This window comes from Pseudomonas parasichuanensis (assembly GCF_021601385.1).
Classification (GTDB): Bacteria; Pseudomonadota; Gammaproteobacteria; order Pseudomonadales; family Pseudomonadaceae; genus Aquipseudomonas; species Aquipseudomonas parasichuanensis.
In genome coordinates this window covers 1-18,216 of the sequence record NZ_BQHO01000011.1, presented here as the reverse complement: position 1 = coordinate 18,216, position 18,216 = coordinate 1, and the positions used below count along the sequence as shown (strand labels likewise).

At 65.7% G+C, this 18,216-nt stretch carries 15 protein-coding genes; 9 read left to right on the top strand and 6 right to left on the bottom strand.

Annotated elements, in window-relative coordinates; genetic code table 11:
* Window positions 1-117 precede the first annotated feature (117 nt).
* Window positions 118-1,257 carry an MFS transporter gene (locus L6D77_RS11140; RefSeq protein ID WP_232883416.1) on the top strand — a complete coding sequence of 380 codons (1,140 nt, stop codon included), beginning with the start codon at window positions 118-120 and terminating at the stop codon, window positions 1,255-1,257.
* Window positions 1,258-1,358: 101 nt separating this feature from the next.
* Here the strand turns inward: L6D77_RS11140 and L6D77_RS11135 are convergent, their stop codons facing one another.
* Window positions 1,359-2,915, bottom strand: a complete 1,557-nt coding sequence (locus L6D77_RS11135) for a phospholipase D family protein (RefSeq protein WP_232883415.1) — start codon at window positions 2,913-2,915, stop codon at window positions 1,359-1,361.
* Window positions 2,916-2,975: 60 nt separating this feature from the next.
* Complete coding sequence (locus L6D77_RS11130; protein ID WP_232883414.1) at window positions 2,976-4,406, bottom strand: aminotransferase-like domain-containing protein; 1,431 nt, start codon at window positions 4,404-4,406, stop codon at window positions 2,976-2,978.
* Between the two features lie 178 nt (window positions 4,407-4,584).
* Here L6D77_RS11130 and L6D77_RS11125 point away from each other — a divergent pair, with 178 nt between their 5' ends.
* A complete protein-coding gene (locus L6D77_RS11125) occupies window positions 4,585-4,815 on the top strand; it encodes a DUF1127 domain-containing protein (RefSeq protein WP_232883413.1) in 231 nt (76 codons plus the stop codon).
* Between the two features lie 228 nt (window positions 4,816-5,043).
* Here the strand turns inward: L6D77_RS11125 and L6D77_RS11120 are convergent, their stop codons facing one another.
* Window positions 5,044-6,336: an NAD(P)/FAD-dependent oxidoreductase gene (locus tag L6D77_RS11120; RefSeq protein WP_232883412.1), complete on the bottom strand. Its 1,293-nt coding sequence runs from the start codon at window positions 6,334-6,336 to the stop codon at window positions 5,044-5,046.
* 155 nt (window positions 6,337-6,491) lie between these two features.
* Between L6D77_RS11120 and L6D77_RS11115 the strand changes: the two genes are divergently transcribed.
* The gene (locus L6D77_RS11115) at window positions 6,492-6,845 is read left to right on the top strand and encodes a YkgJ family cysteine cluster protein (protein WP_232883411.1); all 354 of its coding nucleotides are present in this window, start codon (window positions 6,492-6,494) and stop codon (window positions 6,843-6,845) included.
* Window positions 6,846-6,849: 4 nt separating this feature from the next.
* Here the strand turns inward: L6D77_RS11115 and dadR are convergent, their stop codons facing one another.
* Complete coding sequence (gene dadR, locus L6D77_RS11110) at window positions 6,850-7,338, bottom strand: transcriptional regulator DadR (protein WP_003258963.1); 489 nt, start codon at window positions 7,336-7,338, stop codon at window positions 6,850-6,852.
* Window positions 7,339-7,493: 155 nt separating this feature from the next.
* Here dadR and dadA point away from each other — a divergent pair, with 155 nt between their 5' ends.
* The 5 genes from dadA to L6D77_RS11085 all read left to right on the top strand — a co-directional run bounded on the left by dadA (window position 7,494) and on the right by L6D77_RS11085 (window position 13,289).
* Window positions 7,494-8,795 (top strand): D-amino acid dehydrogenase, encoded by a 1,302-nt coding sequence (gene dadA, locus L6D77_RS11105; protein WP_232883410.1) that lies wholly within the window; start codon window positions 7,494-7,496, stop codon window positions 8,793-8,795.
* 181 nt (window positions 8,796-8,976) lie between these two features.
* Window positions 8,977-10,050 carry an alanine racemase gene (alr, locus tag L6D77_RS11100; RefSeq protein WP_232883409.1) on the top strand — a complete coding sequence of 358 codons (1,074 nt, stop codon included), beginning with the start codon at window positions 8,977-8,979 and terminating at the stop codon, window positions 10,048-10,050.
* 107 nt (window positions 10,051-10,157) lie between these two features.
* Window positions 10,158-10,706 (top strand): cupin domain-containing protein, encoded by a 549-nt coding sequence (locus tag L6D77_RS11095; RefSeq protein ID WP_110992018.1) that lies wholly within the window; start codon window positions 10,158-10,160, stop codon window positions 10,704-10,706.
* A 154-nt stretch (window positions 10,707-10,860) separates the two neighbouring features.
* Window positions 10,861-11,265 (top strand): c-type cytochrome, encoded by a 405-nt coding sequence (locus L6D77_RS11090; RefSeq protein WP_232883493.1) that lies wholly within the window; start codon window positions 10,861-10,863, stop codon window positions 11,263-11,265.
* Window positions 11,266-11,429: 164 nt separating this feature from the next.
* Window positions 11,430-13,289: an acetyl-CoA hydrolase/transferase C-terminal domain-containing protein gene (locus L6D77_RS11085; protein WP_232883408.1), complete on the top strand. Its 1,860-nt coding sequence runs from the start codon at window positions 11,430-11,432 to the stop codon at window positions 13,287-13,289.
* A 72-nt stretch (window positions 13,290-13,361) separates the two neighbouring features.
* On the opposite strand, the gene L6D77_RS11080 is transcribed toward L6D77_RS11085, so the two are convergent.
* Together L6D77_RS11080 and rep are read right to left on the bottom strand one after the other, a co-directional pair.
* A complete protein-coding gene (locus L6D77_RS11080) occupies window positions 13,362-13,934 on the bottom strand; it encodes a xanthine phosphoribosyltransferase (RefSeq protein WP_217840949.1) in 573 nt (190 codons plus the stop codon).
* Window positions 13,935-13,997: 63 nt separating this feature from the next.
* On the bottom strand, window positions 13,998-16,007 hold the full coding sequence (rep, locus tag L6D77_RS11075; RefSeq protein ID WP_110992021.1) for a DNA helicase Rep: 2,010 nt from the start codon (window positions 16,005-16,007) through the stop codon (window positions 13,998-14,000).
* 323 nt (window positions 16,008-16,330) lie between these two features.
* On the opposite strand from rep, the gene L6D77_RS11070 reads away from it, so the two are divergent.
* Window positions 16,331-17,998, top strand: a complete 1,668-nt coding sequence (locus tag L6D77_RS11070) for a putative bifunctional diguanylate cyclase/phosphodiesterase (protein WP_232883407.1) — start codon at window positions 16,331-16,333, stop codon at window positions 17,996-17,998.
* Window positions 17,999-18,216 lie beyond the last annotated feature (218 nt).

The following is an 18,216-nucleotide window of genomic DNA, read 5'->3' as shown; positions in this document are numbered from 1 at the left end:
CCGTTTCGCGGGCAAGCCCGCTCCCACAGGTAACCCGCTTGCTTAAAGGCTGCGGTGAACCTGTGGGAGCGGGCTTGCCCGCGAATGGGTCTGAACAAATCTACCCAGGAGGCCACCATGCGTTGGGGAACCTACTTTGCCGTACTGGCGTCGGTGCTCAGTGTCGGGCTCGCGCTCGGCGTGAGCATGCCGCTGGTGTCCCTGCGCCTGGAGGGCTGGGGCTACGGCGGGTTCGCCATTGGCGTAATGGCGGCGATGCCGGCGCTGGGTGTGCTGGTCGGCGCCGCCGTGGCCAGCCGTCTGGCCGGTTGGGTCGGCGTGCCGGCCGCCATGCGTCTGTGCCTGTGGGGCGGGGCGCTGTCGATCGGCCTGGTGGCGCTGCTGCCCAGCTACCCGCTGTGGCTGGCACTGCGCCTGCTGATCGGCATGTCGCTGACCGTGGTGTTCATCCTCGGCGAAAGCTGGATCAACCAGCTGGTGGTCGAGCAGTGGCGCGGGCGGCTGGTGGCCTTGTATGGCAGCAGCTACGCCCTGAGCCAGCTGGCCGGGCCGATGGTGCTGGGGTTTCTCGGCTCCGACGATGACTTCGGTTTCTGGGCGGCCACCGGGCTGTTGCTGGTTGCCCCGCTGATCCTGCTGGGCCGCAGTGGCGCGCCCAGCACCGAGGCGTGCAGCGTCACCTTCACCGACCTGTTCGCCTTCTGCCGACGGCTGCCGGTGATCGCCTGGGCCATCGCGCTGTTCGCCGCGTTCGAGGCGATGATCCTCACCCTGCTGCCGGTGTATTGCCTGCAGCAGGGCTTCACCACGGAGGTGGCGCTGTTCATGGTCAGCACCGTGGTGGTGGGCGATGCGGTGTTGCAGCTGCCGATCGGTGCGCTGGCCGACCGCATGTCGCGGCGCACATTGTTCAGTGGCTGTGCGCTGACCCTGCTGATCTCGAGCCTGGCTATCCCGTTGCTGCTGAACACGCCGCTGATCTGGCCGCTGTGGGTGCTGTTCGGGGCCAGTGCGGGTGGCTTGTTCACCCTGTCGCTGGTGCTGATCGGCGAGCGCTATCGCGACGATGAACTGGTGCGGGCCAATGCTCACGTGGCGCAGCTGTGGGGTATTGGTTGCCTGCTTGGGCCGCTGTTGGCCGGGGCGGGCAGCCAGTGGGTCAGCGGGCATGCGTTGCTGCTGTTGATGGCGGCGGGGGCGGCGGGGTTGGTGGTGCTGACCCGGCGCAAGGATGCCTTCGAACCCGCCTCTGCCTGATCGATTCTGGGGCTGCTCTGCAGCCCTATCGCCGGCAAGCCGGCTCCCACAGGGTGCGCGATCTCCTGTGGGAGCCGGCTTGCCGGCGATAGGGCCCTCAGTTACAACATCTTCTCCAACCCCACCGCCTTGCTGATCCACGCATTGAACCGCCGCCACAACCCACCCGGCTCGGTCAGCAGCAAGTGCCGCTGGCCATTGTCTTCGGTCGCCCACACCAGCTTCCCGTCCACCAGCTTCGGCTGGTAACTCAACGCTGGCGCCATGCCCTGTACCGCCAGTTCACGGGTGTACTCGGCCAGTTCCGGGCTGTCCACCAGCACGCCGACCTCGGTGTTCCACAGCACCGAGCGCGGGTCGAAATTGAACGAACCGATGAAGGTCTTGCGCCGGTCGAACACCATCGCCTTGCTGTGCAGGCTGGAGTCGGAGCTGCCATGAAAGCCCAGGCCATGCCGGCTGATGCGATCGCCAGGCTGGCGGCGCAGTTCGTACAGCTGCACGCCATGTTCAAGCAGGGCGCGGCGGTAGGGCGCGTAGCCGCCATGCACCGCCGGTACGTCGGTGGCTTCCAGTGAGTTGGTCAGCAGCTTGACCGAGGTGCCAGCGTCAGCGCGGCTGGTCAGGTACAGCAAGCCCGGCTCGCCCGGCACGAAGTAGGCCGACACCAGGATCAGTTCGTGATGAACGTTGTTCAGGTCCGGCGCCAACTGCTGGCTCATCAACAGTTGCGGGTCGGGCTCGTCATCGGCCAGCACTTTGCTCGGTGCGTCCCACAACGCCTGGCTGTGGGCCCAGATCAACTCGTTGCGCCACACGTCCAGGCGTGGTCGGGCCTGGTAGGCCATCAGCCGGTCATACAGGTCCTTGCGCTTGATGCGCGCCTCGGCCAGCGACACTTCCAGGCGCTGGCGACTGGCGCGCAGGTCGTCGGCATCGGGCTGCCACCACAGGTAATCGCCTATTGGCCGGCTCAAGGCGCTGTTCCAGTACTGGTCGAAGCTGTGCCCGAGCTGCTCGGCCACAGGGCCCACGCCCAGCAGGTCGATGTCGGTGAAGTTGAGGTTGGGCTCGGCGTCGAAATATTCGTCGCCCAGGTTGCGCCCACCGACGATGGCCATGCTGTTGTCCACCAAAAACAGCTTGTTGTGCATGCGCCGGTGCTGGCGTGACAGGTTGAACAACCGGCCCACGGCGCGGGTCACGCCGGTGCTGCGGCCCAGGTGCAGCGGGTTGAACACGCGGATCTGGATGTTCGGGTGGGCGGCCAGGGTGCCCATCAGGGTGTCGAGGCCATCGCTGGTGGTGTCGTCGAGCAGGATGCGCACGCGCACCCCGCGGTCGGCCGCGCGCAGCAGTTCGTGCACCAGGGCGCGGGTGCTGAGGCCGTCGTGGACGATGTAGTACTGCAGGTCGATGCTGGCCTGGGCGTTGCGGATCAGCTCGGCGCGGGCGCGAAAGGCCTCGTTGCTGTTGGGCAACAGGCGAAAGCCCGAACGCCCTTCGTAGGGCGCGGCCTGGCGCTGCACCGAGCGGCCGAACGCCGATTCACTGGCCGGCAGCGCCTGGCTGACATCACGGGGTGTAGCGGTGCTGGCGCAGCCTGACAGGCCGAGCAGCAGCACCAGCAGCAGGGGCAGGGCTGGCTGGCGTCTCAAGGGTGAATCGTCCTGTGCGACAGGGGCTTATGGGGTTGGACCGTGGCGGGCGGCGCAACGTTACCCGCCAGCGTGTTCGGCCGCCAGTAGACGATGGGCGGTTTCCCCCACCTTGCGCACGGCGGCCTCGATCTGCGGCGTCGGCCGCGCGGCGAAGTTCATGCGCAGGCAATTGCGGTACTTGCCCGAGGCCGAAAAGATGCTGCCCACGGCGATCTGCACGCCCTGCTCCAGTAAAGCCCGGTTCAGGCGCAACGTGTCGAAACTTTCCGGTAATTCCACCCACAGCATGAAACCGCCCTGGGGCCGGCTGGCGCGGGTACCTGGCGGGAAGTAACGGGTCACCCAGTCGCACATCTGGTCACGGCCGCGCTGGTACTGGCTGCGCATGCGCCGCAGGTGGGGCTGGTAGTGGCCCTCGGCGATGAAATCGGCAATCGCCAGTTGCGGCTGGCAGGCGGTGCTGCCGGTGCTGATGTACTTCATGTGCAGCACCCGCTCCAGGTAGCGTCCCGGCGCCACCCAGCCGATGCGCAGGCCTGGTGCCAGGGTCTTGGAGAACGAGCTGCACAGCAGTACCCGGCCATCGTCGTCGAACGACTTGATGGTGGCCGGGCGCGGGTAGGTGTAGGCCAGGTCGCCATACACGTCGTCTTCGAGGATCGCCACGTCATAGCGCTGGGCCAGGGTGAGCAAGGCCTTCTTGCGCGCCTCGGGCATGATGTAGCCCAGTGGGTTGTTGCAGTTGGGGGTGATCTGGATGAGCTTGATCGGCCACTGCTCCAGGGCCAGTTCCAGCGCTTCGAGGCTGATGCCGGTGAGCGGGTCGGTGGGGATTTCCAGCGCCTTCATCCCTAAGCCCTTGAGGGTCTGCATGGCGCCATGGAAGCTGGGTGAGTCGACCGCGACGATGTCGCCGGGCTGGCACACCGCGCGGATGCTGCACGACAGCGCCTCGTGGCAGCCAGTGGTCACCACCAGGTCGGCCGGGCCCAGGCGGCAGCCGGAATCGAGCATCAGCCGGGCGATCTGTTCGCGCAGCTGGGCGTTGCCGTGGATGTTGTCGTAATACAGGCCGGGCATGTCCTGGCGCCGGCTCAGCTGCGCCAGGCTGCGCAGCAGCGGCTTGAGCGTGGGGCTGTCGACATCCGGCATGCCGCGGCCCAGCTGGATCACGTCCGGGCGTGGGGTGGCGCGTATCAGTTCCAGCACCTGTTCCCACTGAGAGATATCCACAGGCCGTTGCGCCGGGCGGCTGATATCGGGCAGGGCAGGGAGGTTGCGGTCCTCGGCAACGAAGTAGCCGGACTTGGGCCGTGGCGACACCAGGCCGTTGTCCTCCAGCAGCCGATAGGCCTGTTGCACGGTACTCAGGCTGACCCCGTGCTCGGTGCTCAGGGCGCGCACCGAGGGCAGGCGTTGGCCGGGACGGTACAGGCCCTGTTCGATGCGCGACCCGAGCAGTTCGGCCAGGTTGAGGTAGAGGGTCACGGCATACTCCTGAGTAGCTTGTGGGGCAGGACCGATACAGATTGTAGGAAAATACTCCATTCAGCCGACCTGACGCCAATTCTGTATGGAAATAATAAGGCTGGGTTGGATCTGTATTGCTCATGGTCCTCACGTGCATGCTTGCTGCACGCTATGACGTGATCTGGAGGGTGCGGTAATGGGTGGCATGAGCGATGTACGGTTGCAACTGTTGGCCACGGAGCTGGAGGCGGGGCAGCGGCCTAAGGTCTACAGCGCTCCGGCGGAGTTAGGACGCTGGGGGCTCATGCTGCATCGTTGGCGTACCCGCAGGGCCTTGCTGCAGTTGGAGGATTACCAGCTGCGTGATATCGGGCTGACCTGGGAGCAGGTGTGCCGGGAGGCGCGCAAGCCGTTCTGGCGCGATTGAGGGATCAAGCTATTGGGTTGTCCGGGTTGGCCCTATCGCCGGCAAGCCGGCTCCCACATGGATCGCGCCCTCTTCGAGGCCTGTGCTGTTCCTGTGGGAGCTGGCTTGCCAGCGATGAGGCCAATGCAAGCAACACAAGACAGTTGCTCCCACAGGAACAGCGGGAATCATGAGATTGCGCCATCCCTGTGGGAGCCGGCTTGCCGGCGATAGGGCCCAAACACCCAATTACATCAGCTCCTTGAGCCTGTACCACAACATCCCCAACGCCAGCACCGGCGAGCGCAGCAGCTTGCCGCCGGGGAAGGTCGGGTGCGGCACCTTGGCGAACAGGTCGAAACGCCCGCTCTGCTGGCCGCTGATGGCTTCGCCGAGCAGGCGCCCGGCCAGGTGGGTGGCGTTTACCCCATGCCCGGAATAGGCCTGGGCGTAATAGACGTTCGGCTGCCCGGCCAGGCGGCCGATCTGCGGCAGGCGGTTGGCGCCGATGCCGATCATCCCGCCCCACTGGTAGTCGATGCGCACGTCCGCCAGCTGTGGGAACACCTTGAGCATCTTCGGCCGCATGTAGGCGGCGATGTCCCGCGGGTCGCGCCCGGAATAGTGGCAGGCACCGCCGAACAGCAGGCGGTGGTCGGCGGACAACCGGTAGTAGTCCAGCGCCACGCGCTGGTCGCACACCGCCATGTTCTGTGGCAGCAGTTGGCGCGCGCGCTCCTCGCCCAACGGCTCGGTGGCGATGATGTAGCTGCCGGCCGGCAGCACCTTGCCGCCCAGTTCGCGGTTGAGGTCGTTGTGGTAGGCGTTGCAGCACAGCACCAGGGTCTTGGCGCGGACCCGGCCCTGGGCGGTGTGCACTTTGACTTCAGGGCCGTACTCGATGCGGGTGACCTCCGATTGCTCGAACAACTGCACGCCCAGGCGGCTGGCGGCAGCGGCTTCACCGAGCGCCAGGTTGAGCGGGTGCAGGTGCCCCGAGCCCATGTCGATCAGGCCGCCGACATAGCGGTCCGAGCCGACCACCGAATGCATGTCGCCGGGCTGCACCAGGCGTAGCTCGTGGCGATAGCCCAGGCTGCGCAGTTCCTCGGCGTCCTCGGCAAAACCCTGCAGTTCGGCGGGCTTGTTGGCCAGGTCGCAGTAGCCCCAGGTCAGGTCGCAGTCGATGGCGTGGCGCTCGACCCGTTCACGGACGATCTCCACGGCCTCCAGGCCCATCAAGCGCAGGCTGCGTACACCGTCCTCGCCAATCACCGGGAGGAACTGCTCCAGGCCATGGCCGACCCCGCGAATCAGCTGGCCCCCGTTGCGCCCGCTGGCGCCCCATCCCAGCTTGCGGGCTTCCAGCAGGATCACCGACAGGCCGCGCTCGGCCAGTTCGATGGCGGTGTTCAGCCCCGAATAGCCACCGCCGACGATGCACACGTCGGCGCTGTGCTCGCCCTGCAGGTAGGGATGGTCGGGGTGTGGCGCGCTGCTGGCGGCATAGTAGGAGGCGGCGTGCTGCGCGCTGTGGATCATCTGTCGATTCCCGGGGCTGAGGCGAAAGGGGGAGGATAGGCAACTGACCTCATCGCCGGCAAGCCGGCTCCCACAGGCCACCGCTGATCTTTGTGGGAGCCGGCCTGCCGTCGATTGGCCGTATAATCCAGCGCAACTCTTCCAGATCCACCGCCATGTCCTGCAACCGCCACAAAATCCACTTCCTGCGCGAACTCATCCCTTCATTCGAGTGCGTCCCCGGCTGCCACGACTGCTGCGGCCCGGTCACCACCTCGGCCGAAGAAATGGCCCGCCTGCCGCGCAAGCCCCAGGCCGAACAGGACGCCGCGTTGGAGCGCCTGGACTGCGTGCACCTGGGCCCGGATGGCTGCACGGTGTATGAAGAGCGCCCAATGATCTGCCGCCTGTTCGGCACCACCCCGCGCATGGCCTGCCCGCGTGGCCGTGGCCCTGAGCAGCCGATCGACCCGGCGGCCGAGCAGCTGGTCCACACCTATATCGCCAGCACCCGCCAGGTGCTGGTCTGACGCCTCAGTCCGGGATCGGCAGGCACAGGCTCTCTTTCACTTCTTCCATCACGATGTAGCTCTTCGACTCGCGCACGTGCGGCAGCTTGAGCAGGATGTCGCCCAGCAGCTTGCGGTACGACGCCATCTCCGAGATGCGCGCCTTCACCAGGTAGTCGAAATCGCCCGACACCAGGTGGCACTCCAGCACGTGGGGCAGCTTGAGCACGGCACGGCGGAACTCCTCGAAGGTGTCGCCGGACTTGTAGTCCAGGCTGATCTCGACGAACACCAGCAGGCTGCCCTTGAGGTGCTGCGGATTGAGCCGGGCGTTGTAGCCCATGATGATCCCCTCGCGCTCCAGGCGGCGCACGCGCTCGGTGCAGGGGGTGGTCGACAGCCCGACTTTCTCGCCCAGTTCGGTGAACGAGATGCGGCCGTCATTCTGCAGGATCCGCAGGATGTTGCGGTCGATCTTGTCCAGTTCACGCTTGCTCTGGTGCTGGGTTCTCATAGGGGATGCCCCTCCGTCAAAGGCGATTTCGCCGAGAATTCTCGCCAAATATAGGCGTTTATATAGTGAATTGCACTGGGCTGTCCTTCATACAATGCGCGCATCCATGCCATATCAACAAAAGACTGCGGCGAGCCGCGTGCGAGGGATGAACAATGCGAGTACTGGTACTAGGTAGCGGTGTAATCGGGACCGCCAGTGCCTACTATCTGGCCCGGCAAGGTTTCGAAGTCACAGTGGTCGATCGCCAGCCGGCGGTGGCCATGGAAACCAGCTTCGCCAACGCAGGCCAGATCTCGCCCGGCTATGCCTCGCCGTGGGCCGCCCCGGGCGTGCCGCTCAAGGCCATCAAGTGGCTGCTGGAGCGCCACGCCCCCCTGGCCATCAAGCTTACCGGCGACGTCGACCAGTACCTGTGGATGGCGCAGATGCTGCGCAACTGCACCGCCAGCCGCTACGCGGTGAACAAGGAGCGCATGGTGCGCCTGTCCGAGTACAGCCGCGACTGCCTCGACGAGCTGCGCGCCGAAACCGGCATCGCTTACGAGAACCGCAGCCTGGGTACTACCCAGCTGTTCCGCACCCAGGCCCAGGTGGATGCCGCCGCCAAGGACATCGCCGTGCTGGAGCAGTCCGGCGTGCCGTATGAGCTGCTCGACCGCGACGGCATCGCCCGCGTCGAACCGGCCCTGGCCGGTGTGAAGGACATCCTTGCCGGTGCCCTGCGCCTGCCCAACGACCAGACCGGCGACTGCCAGCTGTTCACCACCAAGCTGGCCGACATGGCCGTCAAGCTGGGTGTCGAGTTCCGCTTCGGCCAGGACATCCAGCGCCTGGACTTCGCCGGTGACCGCATCAATGGCGTGTGGATCGACGGCAAGCTGGAAACCGCCGACCGCTACGTGCTGGCCCTGGGCAGCTACTCGCCGCAACTGCTCAAGCCGCTGGGCATCAAGGCCCCGGTGTACCCGCTCAAGGGCTACTCGCTGACCGTGCCGATCACCGATGGCGACATGGCGCCGACCTCGACCATCCTCGACGAAACCTACAAGGTGGCGATCACCCGTTTCGACAACCGTATCCGCGTCGGCGGCATGGCGGAGATCGCCGGTTTTGACCTGTCGCTGAACCCGCGTCGACGCGAAACGCTGGAGATGATCGTCAACGACCTTTATCCTCGCGGCGGCGACCTGAGCCAGGCCAGTTTCTGGACCGGCCTGCGCCCGGCCACCCCGGACGGCACGCCGATCGTGGGCGCCACCCGGTTCCGTAACCTGTTCCTCAACACCGGTCACGGCACCCTGGGCTGGACCATGGCGTGCGGCTCCGGCCGCCTGCTGGCCGACCTGATCGCGCGCAAGAAGCCGCAGATCAGCGCCGAAGGCCTGGACATCTCGCGCTATGGCAACAGCCGCGAAGCGGCCAGCCAAGGCCAGCCGGCGCCGGCGCACCAGTAAGCGGGCGCCTGTACCGGCTAAAGCCGCTCCCACAGCAAGTGCGATCCCTGTGGGAGCGGCTTCAGCCGCGAACAAGCAAACACTGATCGACCTGTTCCCTCACCCCGGTGCGGTGGGTACCTACCCCCACTCGCCGCGCCGGGGCTTTACTGATAACCAGAACTGCCAGAAGGCTGCCGCCATGCGTCCCGCCCGTGCCCTGATCGACCTCCAAGCCCTCCGTCACAACTACCGCCTGGCCCGTGAGCTGACCGGTGCCAAGGCCCTGGCCGTGGTCAAGGCCGACGCCTATGGCCATGGCGCGGTGCGTTGCGCCCTGGCCCTGGAAACCGAGGCCGACGGTTTTGCCGTGGCCTGCATCGAAGAGGCATTGGAACTGCGCGCGGCCGGCATCAAGGCACCGGTGCTGCTGCTCGAAGGCTTCTTCGAGGCCAGCGAGCTGGCACTGATCGCCGAGCATGACCTGTGGTGCGTGGTGCATTCGCTGTGGCAGCTCGAAGCGCTGGAAAAGACCGCGGTGCACAAGCCGCTGACCATCTGGTTGAAGATGGACACCGGCATGCACCGGGTCGGCGTGCACCCCAAGGACTACCACAACGCTTACCAACGCCTGCTGGCCAGCGGCAAGGTGTCGCGCATCGTGCTGATGAGCCACTTCGCCCGCGCCGACGAACTCGACGCCACGGCCACCGAGCAGCAAGTGGCGGTGTTCGAAGCGGCCCGCCAGGGCCTCAGCGCCGAGTGCAGCCTGCGCAACTCGCCGGCGGTGCTGGGCTGGCCGAGCATCAAGAGCGACTGGGTGCGCCCGGGCATCATGCTGTACGGCGCCACCCCGTTCGAAGTGGAGCAGGCCCAGGCCGCCCGCCTGCAACCGGTGATGACCCTGCAATCGCGGGTGATCAGCGTGCGTGAGCTGCCGGCCGGCGAGCCGGTGGGCTATGGCGCCAAGTTTGTCAGCCCTCGCCCGACCCGGGTCGGCGTGGTCGCCATGGGCTATGCCGACGGCTACCCGCGCCAGGCACCCACCGGCACGCCCGTGGTGGTCGCCGGCAAGCGCGCCCAACTGATCGGCCGAGTGTCGATGGACATGCTCTGCATCGACCTCACCGAGGTGCCCGAAGCCACCGTCGGCAGCCCGGTCGAGCTGTGGGGCAAGCAGGTGCTGGCCAGCGACGTGGCGCTGCAGGCCGGTACCATCCCCTACCAGATCTTCTGCAACCTGAAGCGCGTGCCGCGGGACTATATCGGCGAATAAGGCGCCGAAGCGGACAGGCTGTGGGGTGGTGTGTTGTAAATACTGAACGGCATTGCCATCATATCGTTCACACATCCCCACCTGACCCCTTCCTGGAGGCCCACGCTTTGGACGTCGGTGAACGACTGCAAGCCATCCGCAAGCTCAAGGGCCTGTCCCAGCGCGAACTCGCCAAACGCGCCGGGGTGACCAACAGCACCATCTCGATGATCGAGAAGAACAGCGTGAGCCCCTCCATCAGTTCCCTGCGCAAGGTGCTGAGCGGCATCCCGATGTCCATGGTCGAGTTCTTTTCGGTCGAACTGGCCCCGGAAAGCCCCACGCAGATCGTCTACAAGGCCCACGAGCTGATCGACATCTCCGACGGAGCGGTGACCATGAAACTGGTCGGCAAGTCGCACCCCAACCGCGCCATCGCCTTCCTCAACGAGGTGTACCCGCCCGGCGCCGACACCGGCGAAGAGATGCTCACCCATGACGGTGAAGAGACCGGCATCCTCCTGGAAGGGCGCCTGGAGCTGGTGGTCGGCACCGAGATCTTCATCCTCGAAGCCGGCGACAGCTACTACTTCGAAAGCACCCGCCCGCACCGCTTCCGCAACCCGTTCGCAGAGCCTGCCCGCTTGATCAGTGCGGCCACCCCGTCGAACTTTTGATCCAGCGCAGTGCATTGATTCGCCAATACCCTTTCCCCGAGTGTGGTCGTTCCACGCTTTCAGGAGTGCCGCTATACTTTTCAACGCTCGCTATTCCGTGGCCGCGAGCGTGATTAGCCACCATGAGGGTGTACGTGTGAACCAAATCAAGAAGATGCTGGCCGTACCAGCAGCCGTATTCGCCCTTTGGGCAATCAGCGCAACCGCTGCGACCAACGACGAGATCGCCAAGCGCCTGGCACCGGTAGGGCAGGTCTGCGTCCAGGGCCAGGAATGCAAGGGCATGGAAGTGGTCGCCAGCGCTGGCGGCGGCGGTGCCAAGACCCCCGACGACATCATCGCCAAGCACTGCAACGCCTGCCATGGCAGCGGCCTGCTGGGCGCGCCGAAAATCGGTGACACCGCGGCCTGGAAAGAACGCGCCGACCACCAGGGCGGCCTCGACGGCATCCTGGCCAAGGCCATTACCGGGATCAACGCCATGCCGCCGAAGGGCACCTGCGCGGATTGCTCGGATGATGATCTGAAAGGGGCGATCAAGAAGATGTCCGGGCTGTGAGATACAGCTGAATTGCATGAGGCCCGCCATTATTGGCGGGCTTTGCTTTTGTGGTGGCTGTACCGGCCCTTTCGCGGCTAAAGCCGCGAAAGGGCCGGCACAGGCAACCAAGCCGCTAGCGCCATGTCCAACCCCTGAACCCATGGATGTCTCAGGAGGCCCCGATGCACCTCTGCTCCATCGACCAGGCTGTCGAGCAAGTCCTGGCCCGCCTGCCGGCCCACATCCACATGGGCCTGCCGCTGGGCCTTGGCAAACCCAACGCTTTCGTCAACGCGCTTTATGCGCGAATTCGCGACCTGCCCGAGCGCTCGCTGACGATCTACACCGCCCTGTCCCTCGGCCGCCCGCCCTTGGGCGATGGCCTGCAACGGCGCTTCCTCGAACCCTTCGTCGAGCGCGTATTCGCCGACTATGAAGAGCTCACCTACGTCGCCGACCTGCGCGCCGACAGCCTGCCACCGAACATCCGCGTCGAGCAGTTCTTCATGCAGCCGGGCAGCCTGCTGCACAGCGTTTCGGCGCAGCAGGACTACGTCAGCAGCAACTACAGCCACGCCGCCCGCGACATCAACGCCAAGGGCCTGAACCTGGTGGCCCAGTTGGTGGCCGCCACGCCCGAACGCTCCGGTCACCTCAGCCTGGCCTGCAACCCCGACATCACCCTCGACCTGCTGCCAATGATCGAAAAGCGCCGCGCAGCCGGTGAAACCATCCTGCTGCTCGGCCAGGTGCACAGCGAACTGCCCTACATGCCCGGTGACTCGGAGCTGGCCATCGACGCCTTCGACCTGCTGATCGACGAGCCCGAGCAACGCCGGCTGTTCTCCACACCGAACATGCCGGTCTCGACCCAGGACCACTGCATCGGCCTGCACGCCAGCACCCTGGTGCGCGACGGCGGCACCTTGCAGATCGGCATCGGCGCCATGGGCGATGCCGTGGCCGCCGCCTTGCTGGCGCGCCAGGGTGACAACGACGGTTACCGGGCCTTGCTCGAAGCGTTGGACATAGGCCCGTGGCAGGCGCTGATCGAGCGGGAAGGGGGCCTGGATACCTTCGCCCAGGGCCTGTACGGCTGCAGCGAGATGTTCGTCAACGGCCTGTTGGCCCTGGCCGAGGCCGGCGTGGTGCGGCGCCCGGCGGACGAGCAGGGCGTGCTGGTACACGGCGGCTTCTTCCTAGGCCCGCGGGCGTTCTACCAGCGCCTGCGCGACATGCCGCTGGCGCAGCGCGCACAGTTCGCCATGACCCGCATCAGCTTCATCAACGAGCTGTACGGCCAGGAGGCACTCAAACGCCGCCAGCGCCGCGATGCGCGCTTCATCAACACGGCGTTCGGCATGACCCTGCTTGGCGCCGGCGTGGCCGACCAGCTCGAGGATGGCCGGGTGCTCAGCGGTGTGGGCGGTCAGTACAATTTCGTCGCCCAGGGCCATGCCCTGGAGGGCGGGCGTTCGGTGCTGCTGCTGCGCAGCTGGCGCGAGGCGGGCGGGGAGGTCAGCTCCAACCTGTTCTGGACCTACGGCCACTGCACCATTCCCCGGCACCTGCGCGATGTCGTGATCACCGAGTACGGCATCGCCGACCTGCGCGGGCAAACCGACAACGAATGCATCGTGCGCCTTCTGGCGATCAGTGATTCACGCTTCCAGGCGCAGCTGATGGAGCAGGCCAAGGCGGCGGGCAAGCTGGCGAAAGACTTCGAGCTGGACGAGCGCTACCGCGACAACATCCCCGAGCGCCTGGAGGCGATCCGTGCGCGGCATGCACGGCTGTTCCCGGAGTACCCGCTGGGCAGCGACTTCACGGCGCAGGAGCGCGACCTGTTGCGGGCGCTGAACTGGTTGAAGAGCAAGTTCAAGCTGAGCGAGGTGCTGGAGCTGGGCAAGGCGGCACTGGACGCACCGGCGCCCGAGGCCTATGCGGCGCAGTTGGCGCGCATGGGGCTTGCGCAGCCGCAGGGGCTGAAGGAGGAGCTGTACCAGCGGTTGCTGCTGGCGGGGTTGGCGGCAACCCGGTGATCGCCGGGGCTGCTGCGCAGCCCTTTCCGGCCGGACCGGCCGGAAAGGGCCGCAAAGCGGCCCCAATGGCCATCACTCGATGAAAGTAACGACCCCACCTTCCAGCGACTTCACCCGGGCCAGCGATTCAACGCGGTAGCCCTGGCTGTCCAGCTCGGCACGGCCGCCCTGGAACGACTTCTCGATGACGATGCCCAGGCCGGCCACGGTAGCGCCGGCCTGCTTGATGATCGAGATCAGCGCCTGGGACGCCTTGCCGTTGGCCAGGAAGTCGTCGATCACCAGCACGCGGTCGCTGCTGTTGAGGTGGCGCGGCGATATGGCCACGGTGTTCTCGGTCTGCTTGGTGAAGGAGTACACCTTGGCGGTCAGCAGGTTCTCGGTCAGGGTCAGCGACTGGTGCTTGCGGGCGAAGATCACCGGCACGCCCAGCTTCAGGCCAGCCATCACCGCCGGGGCAATCCCCGAGGCTTCGATGGTGACGATCTTGGTCACGCCGGAGTCGGCGAACAGGCGGGCGAACTCGTCACCGATCAGCTGCATCAGCGCCGGGTCGATCTGGTGGTTGAGAAACGCATCGACTTTCAGGACCTGATCGGAAAGCACGATGCCTTCTTCGCGAATCTTCTGCTGCAGTGCTTCCACTGTGTGTCTCCGATGTAACAAAGGTGGCCGCAAATAGCGGCAAAGTTAAAGAGTAATGGTTGATCAGCGTTTGAGCATGGCCCGGATATCGGCCAGCGCGTTGTTGCCCCGCGCGGCTTTCACTTCAACAGGCGCATCATCCAGGCCTTCCCAGGCCAGGTCGTCCGGCGGCAGCTCATCGAGGAACCGGCTCGGCGTGCAGTCGATGATTTCGCCGTACTGCTTGCGCTTGGCGGCGAAGGTGAAGGCCAGGGTCTGGCGCGCGCGGGTGATGCCCACGTAGGCCAGGCGGCGTTCTTCTTCGATGGTGTCGGCCTCGATGCTCGAGCGGTGGGGGAGGATCTCCTCCTCCATGCCCATGATGAACACGTAGGGGAATTCCAGGCCCTTGGAGGCATGCAGGGTCATCATCTGCACGCCCTCGGCGTTTTCTTCCTCTTCCTGCTGGCGCTCGAGCATGTCGCGCAGCACCAGCTTGCCGATGGCGTCCTCGATGGTCATGTCACCCTCTTCGTCCTTCTCGAGGGTGTTCTTCAGCGCTTCGACCAGGAACCAGACGTTGCTGATGCGGAACTCCGCCGCCTTGTCGCTGGCGGTCTGCTGGCGGATCCAGTTCTCGTAGTCGATGTCGCGGATCATCTCGTGCAGCGCGGCGATCGGCTCGTCCAGGGCCACCTTGTGGCGCACCCCGTCGAGCCAGTGCTTGAAGCGCTGCAGGCGTTCGGTATAGCGCGCGTCCAGGTGCTCGCCCAGGCCCAGCTCCTCGCTGGCGGCGTACATCGACACACCGCGCTCGGTGGCGTAGTTGCCGAGCTTTTCCAGGGTGGTCGAGCCGATCTCGCGGCGCGGCACGTTGATCACCCGCAGGTAGGCGTTGTCATCGTCCGGGTTCACCAGCAGGCGCAGGTAGGCCATCAGGTCCTTCACTTCCTGGCGGCCGAAGAAGCTGTTGCCGCCCGACAGGCGATACGGCACCTGGTGGTGCTGCAGCTTCAGTTCGATCAGCTTGGCCTGGTAGTTGCCGCGGTAGAGGATGGCGAAGTCGCTGTACGGGCGGTTGGTGCGCAGGTGCAGGGTGAGGATCTCCATGGCCACGCGTTCGGCCTCGGCTTCCTCGTTCTTGCAGCGGATCACGCGGATCTCGTCGCCCACGCCCATCTCGCTCCACAGCTGTTTCTCGAAGGCATGGGGGTTGTTGGCGATCAGCACGTTGGCGCAGCGCAGGATGCGGCTGGTGGAGCGGTAGTTCTGTTCGAGCATGACGATCTTCAGGGAGGGGTAGTCCTCCTTGAGCAGCATCAGGTTCTCTGGCCGTGCGCCGCGCCAGGCGTAGATCGACTGGTCGTCGTCACCCACCACGGTGAACTGGTTGCGCATGCCGATCAGCATCTTCACCAGCAGGTACTGGCTGGCGTTGGTGTCCTGGTATTCGTCCACCAGCAGGTAGCGTACGCGGTTCTGCCAGCGCTCGAGCACCTCGGGGTGCTCCTGGAACAGCTTGACCGGTTGCAGGATCAGGTCGTCGAAGTCCACCGCGTTGAACGCCTTGAGCGTGCGCTGGTAGTGGGTGTAGACGATGGCGGCGGTCTGCTCGCGCGGGTTGCGCGCTTTTTCCAGTGCCTCGGGCGGCAGGATCAGGTCGTTCTTCCAGGCACCGATCATGTTCTTGATCTCGTCGATGCCGTCGTCGCCGGAGTATTCCTTCTGCATGATGTCCGACAGCAATGCCTTGATGTCGGACTCGTCGAAGATCGAGAAGCCCGGCTTGTAGCCCAGGCGCTCGTGCTCCTTGCGGATGATGTTCAGGCCCAGGTTGTGGAAGGTGCACACCGTCAGGCCACGGCCTTCCCCCGGACGCAGCAGGGTGCCGACCCGTTCCTTCATCTCGCGGGCGGCCTTGTTGGTAAAGGTCATCGCCACGATGTACTGGGCACGGATGCCGCAGTTCTGGATGAGGTGGGCAATCTTGCGCGTGATCACGCTGGTCTTGCCCGAGCCTGCACCAGCGAGCACCAAAAGAGGGCCGCCAACGTAGTCTCGGGCTTCCTGTTGCCGGGGATTGAGTCGGGACATGCTAGAAACCGGGGGTCGCCAGAAAATAGCCGCGCATTCTAACAGGCATCAAGCGGTTGTGGCGCGACCGTCTGACGTGTGAGTCAACCTTTTACCGCCTGCCAGGCGGGGTTTTTCACCGGCTGGCAGGGCGATACTGCCAAGCGCCATGCAATTCCCCGAAATCCCGTTTGCCGGTTGCGCGGGTTTCGCGCAGGATGCACGTCAAAATGCGTCGGGGCGCTGGTCAAGGACGGCCATGACTAAAAGTGAAAATCATTTTCATTTGTTGCGGTAGGATACACCGCCCCCGCCGTTCCACCGTCCACGCCTAAGGAGCCCGCTTGTCCACGCCCGCCGAACCCCTGCGTTTGCTGCTGTTGGCCGATGAGCCGGAATGGGCCGCACGTTTGCGCGAATGCCTGCAGCCTCTGGGTGGGAGTGCGGTGCTGCTGACCGCGCCGAGCTGGGCAGCGGTCGACAGCCTGTTCGCCAACGACCGCCAGGCCGTGGTGCTGGCCACCCCCGAACTGCAGCCGGCCCCGGGGCGCTGTGAGCTGCCGACCATCCTGCTGCTGGAGCACGAGCCTGCCGGCACGCCGGTGGGCGTCAGCGACTGGCTGGTGCTGGCGCAGCTCTGCACCGACACCCTGCGCCGCTCCCTGCGCCACGTGCGCGAACGCGGTGTGCTGGTCGCCACCCTGCAACGCCTTGCCGAGCAGGACCCGCTGACCGGCATCGCCAACCGCCAGGGCTTCCAGGCCCTGCTGACCACGCGGCTGGCCGAAAACGAAGGCCGCGGCCTGGCCCTGGGCCACCTCGACCTCGACAACTTCCGCCACGTCAACGATGCCCTCGGCCACCAGGGCGGCGATCGCCTGATCCTGCAGGTGGTGGCACGGCTCAAGAGCCAACTCGAGGCCACCGACCAACTGGCGCGCCTGGGCAGTGACGAGTTCGCCTTGCTGATCGACACCCGCCGCGACGCCAACCGCGCCGAATGGATCGCCGAACGCATCACCGAAGCCCTGACCGAACCCTACTGGATCGATGGCGAAAGCCTGCTGCTCGGCTGCAGCCTGGGCATCGCCCACGCCCGCGCCCAGGCCGGTGCCGACCCGCTGATGTGGCATGCGCACATTGCCATGCGCCAGGCCAAGGGCAGCCAGGGCTGCACCTTCCATGTGTTCAACGAGCGCATCAACCGCAATGCCCGCAGCCTCGCCGACCTGGAAAGCGAACTGCGCCGCGCCCTGCGCCGCGACGAGCTGGAGCTGCACTACCAGCCACGGCTGAACCTGGCCGACGGCCGCATCGTCGGCCTCGAGGCCCTGGTGCGCTGGAACCACCCGGAACGCGGCCTGCTGCCGCCCAGCGAGTTCGTGCCGCTGGCCGAGCAGAGCGGGCTGATCGTGCCGCTGGGCTACTGGGTGATTTCCCGTGCCCTGAGCGATATGCAGGCCTTGCGCGAACGCGGCCTGCAGCCGTTGCACATGGCAGTGAACCTGAGCTTCCGCCAGTTCCAGGACAGCCAGTTGCTGGCCACCCTGAGCCGGCTGATCGTCGAGCATGGCGTCGATGCGCGCTGGCTGGAGTTCGAACTGACCGAAACCGCGGTGATGCGCCGCAACGAGCTGGTACGCCAGACCATGGATGCCCTCGGGCGCCTCGGTGTGCGCTTCTCGCTGGACGACTTCGGTACCGGTTTCTCTTCGTTCGTGCACCTGAACAGCCTGCCGATCACCCTGCTCAAGGTCGACCGCAGTTTCGTCGGCGGCATGGAGCAGCGCGAGGAGAACCGCAAGCTGGTGCACGCGATGATCAACCTGGCGCACAACCTCAACCTGGAGGTGGTGGCCGAAGGCGTCGAGAGCGAAGAACAGATGGCGTTGCTGCGTGAGTTCGGATGCGACCAGGTGCAGGGCTTTTTGGTCAGCCGGCCATTGCCGGTAGCGGAGTTGATCGAGTACCTGTTGCAGGCTTCCGAGCCCAAGTTGGCGGAGGTCCTCTAGGGCCTCATCGCCGGCAAGCCGGCTCCCACAAAGTGCGCGCTTGCTTCAAGGTTTGCGCGGCCCATGTGGGAGCCGGCTTGCCGGCGAAAGGGCCGCAAAGCGGCCCCAAGGATCACACGGGCGCCACCACTTTTGCCGCAACTCCCGCCTTGCCAATCATCCGCTTCATCCGCCATTCAAAGGCAAACGTCAGCGCCACCGAAGCACAGGCCAACCCC

Coding starts and splice junctions, on each gene's coding strand:
- alr (WP_232883409.1), top strand. CDS start 8,977: ATGCGTCCCGCCCGTGCCCTGATCGACCTCCAAGCCCTCCGTCACAAC.
- L6D77_RS11090 (WP_232883493.1), top strand. CDS start 10,861: ATGCTGGCCGTACCAGCAGCCGTATTCGCCCTTTGGGCAATCAGCGCA.
- L6D77_RS11120 (WP_232883412.1), bottom strand. CDS start 6,336: ATGATCCACAGCGCGCAGCACGCCGCCTCCTACTATGCCGCCAGCAGC.
- L6D77_RS11115 (WP_232883411.1), top strand. CDS start 6,492: ATGTCCTGCAACCGCCACAAAATCCACTTCCTGCGCGAACTCATCCCT.
- L6D77_RS11085 (WP_232883408.1), top strand. CDS start 11,430: ATGCACCTCTGCTCCATCGACCAGGCTGTCGAGCAAGTCCTGGCCCGC.
- rep (WP_110992021.1), bottom strand. CDS start 16,007: ATGTCCCGACTCAATCCCCGGCAACAGGAAGCCCGAGACTACGTTGGC.
- dadA (WP_232883410.1), top strand. CDS start 7,494: ATGCGAGTACTGGTACTAGGTAGCGGTGTAATCGGGACCGCCAGTGCC.
- dadR (WP_003258963.1), bottom strand. CDS start 7,338: ATGAGAACCCAGCACCAGAGCAAGCGTGAACTGGACAAGATCGACCGC.
- L6D77_RS11125 (WP_232883413.1), top strand. CDS start 4,585: ATGGGTGGCATGAGCGATGTACGGTTGCAACTGTTGGCCACGGAGCTG.
- L6D77_RS11140 (WP_232883416.1), top strand. CDS start 118: ATGCGTTGGGGAACCTACTTTGCCGTACTGGCGTCGGTGCTCAGTGTC.